This window comes from Xenophilus sp. (assembly GCF_044462705.1).
GTDB classification, from domain to species: domain Bacteria; phylum Pseudomonadota; class Gammaproteobacteria; order Burkholderiales; family Burkholderiaceae_C; genus Xenophilus; species Xenophilus azovorans.
This window is the reverse complement of the sequence record NZ_JBIQNC010000185.1, coordinates 1-9420: the sequence shown is the minus strand read 5'-3', so window position 1 is coordinate 9420 and position 9420 is coordinate 1. Positions and strand designations below refer to the sequence as shown.

Annotated in this window: 11 protein-coding genes and 1 tRNA gene; 4 read left to right on the top strand and 8 right to left on the bottom strand. The window is 70.9% G+C overall.

Annotation, left to right across the window (positions count from 1 at the left end):
- Position 1 precedes the first annotated feature (1 nt).
- From ACIY1X_RS21145 to ACIY1X_RS21120, 6 genes are all read right to left on the bottom strand, one after another.
- A tRNA-Pro gene (locus ACIY1X_RS21145) sits at positions 2-78 on the bottom strand.
- Positions 79-133: 55 nt separating this feature from the next.
- Complete coding sequence (locus tag ACIY1X_RS21140; RefSeq protein ID WP_399684396.1) at positions 134-640, bottom strand: murein hydrolase activator EnvC family protein; 507 nt, start codon at positions 638-640, stop codon at positions 134-136.
- A gap of 190 nt (positions 641-830) precedes the next feature.
- Complete coding sequence (locus ACIY1X_RS21135) at positions 831-2609, bottom strand: ABC transporter ATP-binding protein (protein WP_399684393.1); 1779 nt, start codon at positions 2607-2609, stop codon at positions 831-833.
- Positions 2609-3079 (bottom strand): CreA family protein, encoded by a 471-nt coding sequence (locus ACIY1X_RS21130; RefSeq protein WP_399684391.1) that lies wholly within the window; start codon positions 3077-3079, stop codon positions 2609-2611. Before ACIY1X_RS21130 ends, ACIY1X_RS21135 begins: the two co-directional genes overlap by 1 nt.
- A gap of 13 nt (positions 3080-3092) precedes the next feature.
- Entirely contained in the window at positions 3093-3641 is a 549-nt protein-coding gene (locus ACIY1X_RS21125; RefSeq protein WP_038212815.1) for an NUDIX hydrolase, read from the bottom strand.
- 11 nt (positions 3642-3652) lie between these two features.
- Positions 3653-4363, bottom strand: coding sequence for a fumarylacetoacetate hydrolase family protein (locus ACIY1X_RS21120; RefSeq protein WP_399684387.1), 711 nt, complete (start codon positions 4361-4363; stop codon positions 3653-3655).
- A 104-nt stretch (positions 4364-4467) separates the two neighbouring features.
- Here ACIY1X_RS21120 and maiA point away from each other — a divergent pair, with 104 nt between their 5' ends.
- Both maiA and pgeF read left to right on the top strand, forming a co-directional pair.
- Entirely contained in the window at positions 4468-5106 is a 639-nt protein-coding gene (gene maiA / locus ACIY1X_RS21115; protein ID WP_399684398.1) for a maleylacetoacetate isomerase, read from the top strand.
- Positions 5093-5863: a peptidoglycan editing factor PgeF gene (gene pgeF, locus ACIY1X_RS21110; RefSeq protein ID WP_399684385.1), complete on the top strand. Its 771-nt coding sequence runs from the start codon at positions 5093-5095 to the stop codon at positions 5861-5863. Before maiA ends, pgeF begins: the two co-directional genes overlap by 14 nt.
- On the opposite strand, the gene ACIY1X_RS21105 is transcribed toward pgeF, so the two are convergent.
- Entirely contained in the window at positions 5792-6097 is a 306-nt protein-coding gene (locus ACIY1X_RS21105; protein ID WP_399684382.1) for a hypothetical protein, read from the bottom strand. The genes pgeF and ACIY1X_RS21105 overlap by 72 nt on opposite strands.
- A gap of 101 nt (positions 6098-6198) precedes the next feature.
- On the opposite strand from ACIY1X_RS21105, the gene phaC reads away from it, so the two are divergent.
- Positions 6199-7923 carry a class I poly(R)-hydroxyalkanoic acid synthase gene (gene phaC, locus ACIY1X_RS21100; protein WP_399684380.1) on the top strand — a complete coding sequence of 575 codons (1725 nt, stop codon included), beginning with the start codon at positions 6199-6201 and terminating at the stop codon, positions 7921-7923.
- A gap of 43 nt (positions 7924-7966) precedes the next feature.
- Positions 7967-9145 carry an acetyl-CoA C-acetyltransferase gene (locus ACIY1X_RS21095; protein WP_399684377.1) on the top strand — a complete coding sequence of 393 codons (1179 nt, stop codon included), beginning with the start codon at positions 7967-7969 and terminating at the stop codon, positions 9143-9145.
- A 66-nt stretch (positions 9146-9211) separates the two neighbouring features.
- On the opposite strand, the gene ACIY1X_RS21090 is transcribed toward ACIY1X_RS21095, so the two are convergent.
- A partial coding sequence (locus tag ACIY1X_RS21090) for a YcxB family protein (RefSeq protein WP_399684374.1) occupies positions 9212-9420 on the bottom strand: 209 nt, incomplete at its 5' end.

Sequence of the window (9420 nt, the reverse complement as noted above, 5' to 3'; positions counted from 1 at the left end):
TTGGTCGGTGTGAAAGGATTCGAACCTTCGACCCCTTGCACCCCATGCAAGTGCGCTACCAGGCTGCGCCACACACCGAAGCCGGCCATTATAGCCTGCGAATTGGCCGGCTTCGCAGCGGCAGTCCGGCAGGTCAGCGGGCGCGTCCGTCCAGGTAGGGCTGCGGGTCCACCGCCACGCCCTGCTTGCGGATCTCGAAGTGCAGCTTCACCCGGTCGGTGCCGCTCTTGCCCATCTCGGCGATCTGCTGGCCGCGGCGCACGAGGTCCTTTTCCTTGACGAGGATCTTCTGGTTGTGGGCGTAGGCCGTGATGTAGGTCTCACTGTGCTTGACGATCACCATGTTGCCGTAGCCGCGCAACTGGCTGCCGACGAAGACGACGCGGCCGTCGGCCGCGGCGAGGACGGGGTCGCCCGCGCTGCCGGCGAAATCGATGCCCTTGTTGCGCCTGCCGTCGAAGCGGCCGACGACGGTGCCTTCGGCCGGCCGCGCGAAGAGCGCCGGCGGGGCCGGCGGCGCGGGTGCCGGCGCTGCCGACGTGGGCGGGGAAGGCGCCGGTGTGGGCTGCGTCGGCTGCGGCCCCGGGGCGGGCGGGGCGGTGGTGCATGCGGCCAGGCCCAGGGCGGCTGCCGTCAACATCAGCCAGGCGGCATGCCTTGCGGCGCCGGCGCGGGCCAGGGAAGGGGCAGGTGAGAGGGGAGCGGTCGTCGTTTCGAGAAGGGCTTGCATGGGCATCTTTGAGCGCGGATGGCCGCGCGGGTTCGCCCCGGCGGCCGCGAAGGCGAACGCGCATCCTAGCGGCAGCCGGAGGGCAGGCCTTGGCGCGTGGTCAGGCGGCGCGCGGGCGCACGGCCTCGGCCAGGTGCGGATGCCGGGCGAGCACCTCGTCGCGCGGGCCGCTGTCGGCCACGCGGCCGGCTTCCATGACGACCACCGTGTCGAAGCGCGCGAGCAGGCCGAGGCGGTGCACGGACGCGATCAGGCAGGCCTGCGGGAAGGCATCGGCCATGCGCTCGATCACGCGCGCCTCGGTGGCCGGGTCGAGCGCGCTGGTGGGCTCGTCCAGCAGCAGCAGCGAGCTGCCCCGTGCCGCCAGCGCGCCGCGCGCCAGGGCCAGCCGCTGGCGCTGGCCGCCCGAGAGGTTGAAGCCGCGCTCGGTCAGCGCGCTGGCCAGGCCGTCGGGCAGGCGCGCCAGCACGTCGTCGAAGGCACTGGCGTGCAGGGCAGCCTGCACGTCGTCCGCGTCGCAGGGCTCGCCGAAATCGAGGTTCTCCTGCACGCTGGCCTCGAAGACCTCGGCCTCCTGCGGGATGAGGGTGGCGATGCGGCGCAGCGCTTCCCACGGGCGGGCTTCGCCGTCCAGCCGCAGCGTGCCCTGCTGCGGGACGTACAGGCCGGCCAGCGCGCGCAGCAGCGTGCTCTTGCCGCCGCCGCTGGGGCCGATGATCGCCACGCGCGCGCCGCGGCGCAGGTCGAGGTGCAGGTCGTGCAGGCCGCCGCCGCGGCTGCTGTCGGCATAGCCCCAGTTCACGCCCTCCAGGCGCAGGGTGCGCCAGCCGGCCTGCGGATCGACCGCGGGCACCGGCGCGGCCGGGTCGCCGGGCGTGGCCCACAGCGGCTCGGCGCTGCCGTAGTCGGTGTGCATGCGGGCGAAGTTCTGGAAGTTGGCGGCCATCGAGCTGACCACCGACGCCGCCTGCTGCGCGTACTGGTAGATCATGAAGACGGTGCCCAGCATCACGGCGGCCGCGCCGCCGCCGGCGCGCGTGGCCTGCCACACGTAGATCACCACCAGCACCCAGGTCAGCCCCAGGCCGAGCAGGTCGACGGCGAACCACTTGCCCTCGTTGACGACGGCCGAGCGCTTCAGCGGCGCCGACACCGCCGCCATGCGCCGCCCGAGCAGCCGCCGCGAGGCCGCCTGCAGCCGCAGGCCGATCACGGTGGAGGCGTTGCCGACGAAGTCCAGCAGCGCCGCCGCGTAGCGCCGGTCAGCATCGTTCTCCTGGCGCGCCAGCACCATCAGCGCGCGGTCGAAGCGCAGGATCACCAGCGCGATCAGCACGTAGCCCACCAGCGCGATCAGCCCGCTGGTGCGCGACAGCAGCGCGAGCGCCACCAGCGGGCCGACGAAGCTGAGCGCGCTCTGCACGTAGACGAACTGGTTCTGCGCGAAGTCCGACAGCGCGCGGCTGGCCTGGTGGATGCGGTGCTGCAGTTCGCCGGAATGGTGGCCGTCGCGCCAGGCGAGCGGGGCGGCGGTGATGCGCGCGTAGAGCAGGTCGGCCAGGCGCTCGCGCACGTGCACGCCGACGTTGCGCTCCAGCACGCGCCCGGGGCCGTGCAGCAGCCACGACAGCAGGTACACGCCCATCAGCGCCGCGATCCAGCGGCCGGCGCCGCCGATCTGCCCGCGTTGCAGCGCGTTGATGGCCTGGCCGGCGAGCCAGGGCAGGGTCAGCCGCACCAGCTGCGAGCCGCCCAGCAGCGCCGCGGCGCCCAGCAGCGCGCCGCGCACGCCCTCGGCGTGGCGCCACAGCGCCCGGTACATCGTCAGCACCGCGTTGGCGCTGGATGGGGAGGATGCTCCGGCGGTGGCCGAGTCCATCACTTGACGGGGATCGGCGTCGCGCGATCCACCGGCACGGCCGTCACCGCGTTCTGCGGCGAGCCGTCGATGAGCTTGTCGGAATAGGTCAGGTAGATCAGCGTGTTGCGCTTCGCGTCGACCATGCGCACCACGCGCAGGCGCTTGAAGAGGATGGACTGGCGCTCGGCATACACCTCCTCGCGCTGCGGCAGCGCCCGGGTGATGCGGATCGGGCCGACCTGGCGGCAGGCGATGGAGGCCTCGGCCTTGTCCTCCGCCAGCCCTAGCGCGCCGGAGATGCCGCCGGTGCGCGCCCGCGAGACGTAGCAGGTCACGCCCTCCACCTGCGGGTCGTCGTAGGCCTCCACCACGACCTTGTGGTCCGGGCCGATCAGCTTGAAGGCGGTGTCGACCTCGCCCACCGGCTCGGCGGAACCGCCGCAGGCCGTGACGCACAGGCCGAGGAGCAGGGCGAGGCGCTTGTCCATGACCGGTGCCGCGCTACTGGATGTCGACCGAGTGCACGCCGAAGCTGCCCCGGCGCCGGTCCTCGAAGAAGCGCACCAGCGCCTCGCGCACGGTGCGGAAGGCGATCTCGTCCCAGGGGATCTCCTCCTCCGTGAACAGGCGCGCCTCGATCGTCTCGTGCCCCGGCGCGAAGATGTCGGACAGCAGCCGCGCGCGGTAGAACAGGTGGACCTGCCCGACGCGCACCACGTTCATCACGGCGAACAGCTCGCCGATCTCGTACTGGGCGCCGGCTTCCTCGTCGGTCTCGCGCGCGGCGCCCTCGGCCGTGGTCTCGCCCAGCTCCATGAAGCCGGCCGGCAGCGTCCATTTGCCCCAGCGCGGCTCGATGTTGCGCTTGCACAGCAGCACCTTGTCGCCCAGCACGGGAATGGTGCCCACCACATTGAGCGGGTTCTCGTAGTGGATGGTGCCGCAGGCGGGGCAGACGGCGCGCTGCTTGATGTCGCCGTCGTCCGGCACGCGGTAGACGACGGCGGTGCCGCAGTTCTTGCAGTGCTTGATCGGGACGTAGTTGAACATGGGCCGGCGCGTCAGGCGGCAGCGGCGACCTGCACGGTCAGCGTCGGCAGGCCGGCCACGCCGCCTTCCATCGTGTCGCCGGCCACCACCGCGGCCACGCCCTCGGGCGTGCCGGTGTAGATCAGGTCGCCGGGCTGCAGCTCCCAGGCGGCCGACAGGTGCTCGATGGTCTCGCCGATGTTCCAGATCAGCTTGCCCACGTCGCTCTTCTGGCGGTCGGCGCCATTGACCTTCAGCCAGATCGCTGCATGCTCGATGTCGCCGGCTTCGGCCGCGGGCACGATCGGGCCGATCGGCGCGCTCTGCTCGAAGCTCTTACCGATGTCCCAGGGGCGGCCCTGCTTCTTCATGTCGTTCTGCAGGTCGCGGCGCGTCATGTCCAGGCCCACCGCATAGCCGAAGATGTGCTTGTGCGCGTCGGCCGCCTGGATGTTCCTGCCGCCGGTGCCGATGGCGACCACGAGCTCGATCTCGTGGTGCAGGTTCTTGGTGAGGCTGGGATAGGCGATGCGGCCGGTCTGCCCGGCCTCGACCGCCACCACCGCGTCGGCCGGCTTCATGAAGAAGAAGGGCGGCTCGCGGCCGGTGAAGCCCATCTCCTTGGCGTGCTCCTCGTAGTTGCGGCCCACGCAATAGATGCGATGGACGGGAAAGCGCGCCGCACTGCCCGCGACGGGGACCGACACCACCGGTGCCGGGCTGAAGACGTGGTCGGATGCCATGGGAAGATGCCCTGGAGAGAGGAAAAAAGAAAGGTTGGGACGAAGGCGGGGAAGAAGGCGGCAGTGTGCCAGAGGCCGCGGCGGCGCGTATCCTCCGCGCCATGATGAAGCTGTACAACTACTTCCGCTCTTCCGCCTCCTTCCGCGTGCGCATCGCGCTCAACCTGAAGGGCATGGCGTACGACTACATCCCGGTCCACATCGCGCGCGGCGACCACAAGACCGGCCCCTTCGCGCAGCTCTCGCCCGACCAGCTCGTGCCGCTGCTGGACGACGACGGCGCCCACTTCACCCAGTCGATGGCCATCATCGAGTACCTGGACGAGATCCAGCCCGAGCCGGCGCTGCTGCCCGGCGACCCGGTGGGCCGGGCCCACGTGCGGGCGCTGGCGCAGTCCATCGCCTGCGAGATCCACCCGCTGAACAACCTGCGCGTGCTCAAGTACCTGGTGCGCGAGCTGAAGGTGAGCGACGAGGCCAAGAACGGGTGGTACCGCCACTGGGTGCGCGAGGGCCTGGTCGCCTTCGAGCGGCAGCTCGCGCAGCATCCGGCTGGCACCTACTGCTACGGCAACACGCCCACGCTGGCCGACTGCTGCCTGGTGCCGCAGATCTTCAACGGCAAGCGCTTCGACTGCGACTTCAGCGGCCTGCCGCGCACCATGGCCGCCTTCGACGCCTGCATGAAGCTCGACGCCTTCCAGCGCGCCCAGCCCTCGCAGTGCCCCGATGCCGAACCCTGACGCCGGCGCCCCCCACGCCGACTGGCTGGTGCCCGACTGGCCCGCACCGGCCGGCGTGCACGCCTTCTGCACCACGCGCGCCGGCGGCGTCTCCGAGGGCGCCTACGGCAGCCTGAACCTGGGCCTCAAGTCCGGCGACGACCCGCAGCGCGTGGCCGTCAACCGCGCCCGCGTGCGCGCGGCGGCGGGCGGCGCGCACCTGGCCTTCCTGGCGCAGGTGCATGGCACGCGCTGCGTCGCGCTGGACGCGACCAGCCCCGAGGGCCAGGAGGCCGACGCCGGCACCACCGCCGAGCCGCGGGTCGCCTGCGCCGTCATGGTGGCCGACTGCATGCCGGTGCTGCTGTGCGATGCGACGGGCAGCCGGGTGGCCGCCGTGCACTGCGGCTGGCGCGGCCTCGCCGGCGGCGCGCTGGAGCGTGCCGCCGCGGCCTTCGGCGACGCCGAACTCATCGCCTGGCTCGGGCCCTGCATCGGCCCGGCGGCGTTCGAGGTGGGCCCCGAGGTCAAGGCCGCCTTCGAGGCGCACGCGCCCGAGGCGGCGGCGGGCTTCCGGCCCGGCGCACGCGAAGGCAAGTGGCTGGCCGACCTGCCGGCCCTGGCGCGCCAGCGCCTGGCGGCCCTGCGCGTGCGCGGCGTGCACGGCAACGACGGCAGCGCCGCCTGGTGCACCGTCGGCAACCCCTCAAGGTTCTTCTCGTACCGGCGCGACGGGGCTGCCAGCGGGCGCATGGCCGCGCTGGTCTGGCGCGCCTGACTCCGCCGCGGCGGCCTCGCGCGCCGCCTGTTCCTCGGCCGCCTCGCGCTGGCGCCGCGCCTTCTTGCGCGCCGGCGTGGCCAGCAGGTAGACCACGATGCCGATGGGCAGCAGCCCGTAGAGCAAGAAGGTGAAGACGGCGCCCAGCACCGAGCCGACCGGACTGGTGGCCTCGGCCACCGCCATCATCACGGCGACGTACAGCCAGGCGATGACGACCAGATGAATGAACATGGGTTTTCGATAACGGCTTGTGACGCTCGGGTGGGTGGACCGCGCGGAGAAATGCAGGATACTCAAGCCGCGTGCCGGCAGGCGAGGACCCAGGAGACACCATGCAGCAGAACCAGACAACGGCCGGCGACATGTTCGCGTCGTTCCAGCAAGCCATCGACGATAGCTGGAAGAAGGCCCTGTCGTCCTTCGGTGAACTCGGCCAGGGCGGCGCCTTCGGCGGCGGCACGAACTGGCAGCTTCCGCAGTTCTCCTTCTCGCCCGACAAGCTCCAGGCCCTCCAGCGCCAGTACGTGGAAGAGGCCGGCGAGCTGTGGCGCCAGGGCATGAGCGTGCAGCCCGGCGACAAGCGCTTCGCCGGCGAGGCCTGGAACAGCAACCCCATCTCGGCCTTCTCGGCCGCCGCCTATTTGCTCAACGCCCGCACGCTGATGGCGATGGCCGAGGCCGTGGACGCCGATCCCAAGACGCAGGCGCGCCTGCGCTTCGCGGTGGAGCAATGGATGGCCGCCTCGGCGCCGAGCAACTACCTGGCCTTCAATCCCGACGCACAGAAGAAGGCGCTGGAGACCAAGGGCGAGAGCATCGCGCGCGGCATCCAGAACCTGGTGCAGGACGTGCAGCAGGGCCACGTGAGCATGACCGACGAGCGTGCCTTCGAGGTCGGCCGCAACGTCGCCACCACCGAGGGCGCGGTGGTGTTCGAGAACGAGCTGTTCCAGCTCATCGAGTACAAGCCGCTCACCGCGAAGGTGTACGAGCGCCCGCTGCTGCTGGTGCCGCCGTGCATCAACAAGTTCTACATCCTCGACCTGCAGCCCGAGAACTCGCTGATCCGCCATGCCGTCGCGCAGGGCCACCGCACCTTCGTCGTGAGCTGGCGCAACCCCGACGCATCCCTCTCGCACGTGACCTGGGACGACTACATCGAGCAGGCCGCCATCCGCGCCATCCACGTCGTGCAGGAGATCACCGGGCAGGACAAGCGCGGCGGCCGGATCAACACGCTGGGCTTCTGCGTGGGCGGCACCATCCTGTCCACCGCGCTGGCGGTGCTGGCGGCGCGGGGCGAGCATCCGGCGGCGTCCGTCACGCTCCTGACCACGCTGCTGCGCTTCCAGGACACGGGCATCCTCGACATCTTCATCGACGAGGGCTTCGTGAAGTTCCGCGAGATGCAGATGGGCAAGGGCGGCCTGCTGCCCGGCGGCGACCTGGCCACCACCTTCAGCTTCCTGCGGCCCAACGACCTGGTGTGGAACTACGTGGTGGGCAACTACCTCAAGGGTGAGACGCCGCCGCCCTTCGACCTGCTGTACTGGAACAGCGACGCCACCAACCTGCCGGGGCCCATGTACTGCTGGTACCTGCGCAATACCTACCTGGAAGACAGGCTGGCCGACAGCAACGCCGTCACCGTCTGTGGGGAGTCGGTGGACCTGGCGGCCATCGAGGCGCCGGCCTACATCTACGGCTCGCGCGAGGACCACATCGTGCCCATCGGCGGCGCCTACGCTTCCACGCAGATCCTCTCGGGCCCGAAGCGCTTCGTCATGGGCGCCTCGGGCCACATCGCCGGCGTGATCAACCCGCCGGAGAAGAAGAAGCGCAGCCATTGGCTGCGCGAGGACGGCAGGTTCCCGGCCGCGCATGCCGACTGGCTCAAGGGCGCGACCGAACATCCCGGCAGCTGGTGGACCGATTGGGACACCTGGCTCAAGACCCACGCGGGCAAGCAGATCCCCGCCCCGCGGGCCTACGGCAAGGGCACGGCCTACAAGGCCATCGAGCCCGCGCCCGGCCGCTACGTGAAGGCCAAGGCCTGAACATCACTTTCTCCGCATTCTTCGACTGACTCTGGAGCGCATCATGGAAGACATCGTCATCGTTTCGGCCGCCCGCACGGCCGTGGGCAAGTTCGGCGGCTCGCTGGCCAAGGTGGCGGCCACCGAACTGGGCAGCATCGCCATCAAGGCAGCGCTGGAGCGCGCCAAGGTCAACGGCGAGCAGGTGGGCGAAGTGATCATGGGCCAGGTTCTGGCCGCCGGCGCCGGCCAGAACCCGGCGCGCCAGGCACTGCTGAAGGCCGGCCTGCCCAAGGCCGTGCCGGGGCTGACCATCAACGCCGTCTGCGGCTCGGGCCTGAAGTCCGTGATGCTCGCGGCCCAGGCGGTGGGCACCGGCGACAGCGAGATCGTGGTGGCCGGCGGCCAGGAGAACATGAGCGCCAGCCCGCACGTGCTGCTGGGCAGCCGCGACGGCCAGCGCATGGGCGACTGGAAGATGATCGACTCGATGATCGTCGACGGCCTGTGGGACGTCTACAACCAGTACCACATGGGCATCACCGCCGAGAACGTGGCCAAGCAGGAGGGCATCACCCGCGAGATGCAGGACGAGCTGGCCCTGGCCAGCCAGAAGAAGGCCGCGGCCGCCCAGGAAGCCGGCAAGTTCAAGGAAGAGATCGTTCCGGTCAGCATCCCGCAGCGCAAGGGCGACCCGGTGGTGTTCGAGGCCGACGAGTTCATCAACAAGAAGACCAGCGCCGAGGCGCTGGCCGGCCTGCGGCCCGCCTTCGACAAGGCCGGCTCGGTGACGGCGGGCAACGCCTCGGGCATCAACGACGGCGCCGCCGCCGTGGTGGTGATGACGGCCAAGAAGGCCGCGGCGCTGGGCCTGACGCCGCTGGCGCGCATCGTGAGCTACGCCACCGTCGGCCTCGACCCGGCGACGATGGGCCTGGGCCCCGTGGGCGCCACGCAGAAGGCGCTGCAGCGCGCCGGCTGGAAGGTCGGCGACGTCGACCTGTTCGAGCTCAACGAAGCCTTCGCCGCGCAGGCCTGCGCGGTCAACAAGCTGCTGGGCGCCGACCCGGCCAAGGTCAACGTCAACGGCGGTGCCATCGCCATCGGCCATCCGATCGGCGCCTCCGGCTGCCGCATCCTGGTGACGCTGCTGCACGAGATGAAGCGCAGCGGCGCGAAGAAGGGCCTGGCGGGCCTGTGCATCGGCGGCGGGATGGGCGTGGCGCTGGCCGTCGAGCGCTGAGCATTCGTCCCGAAGCAAAAAAGGCCGCGCGTTGCGCGGCCTTTTTGTTTGAGAAGGCGCAGCCGTTCAGCGCGGCGGGCCGAGGTGCTTCGCCAGCGCGTCGCGCAGGGCCTGGACGTCGAACCCCGCCGGCAGCGCGTGCCGGGGCAGCAGGTGGAACAGCACGGGGCTGACGTACACCAGCACCAGGCGGTCGTTCTCGCGCCACTTCACCATCTGTTCCCACGCGAGCCGGCTCTCGCCGCTGGGCGACTGCAGGCGCAGGCCGGTGTCGA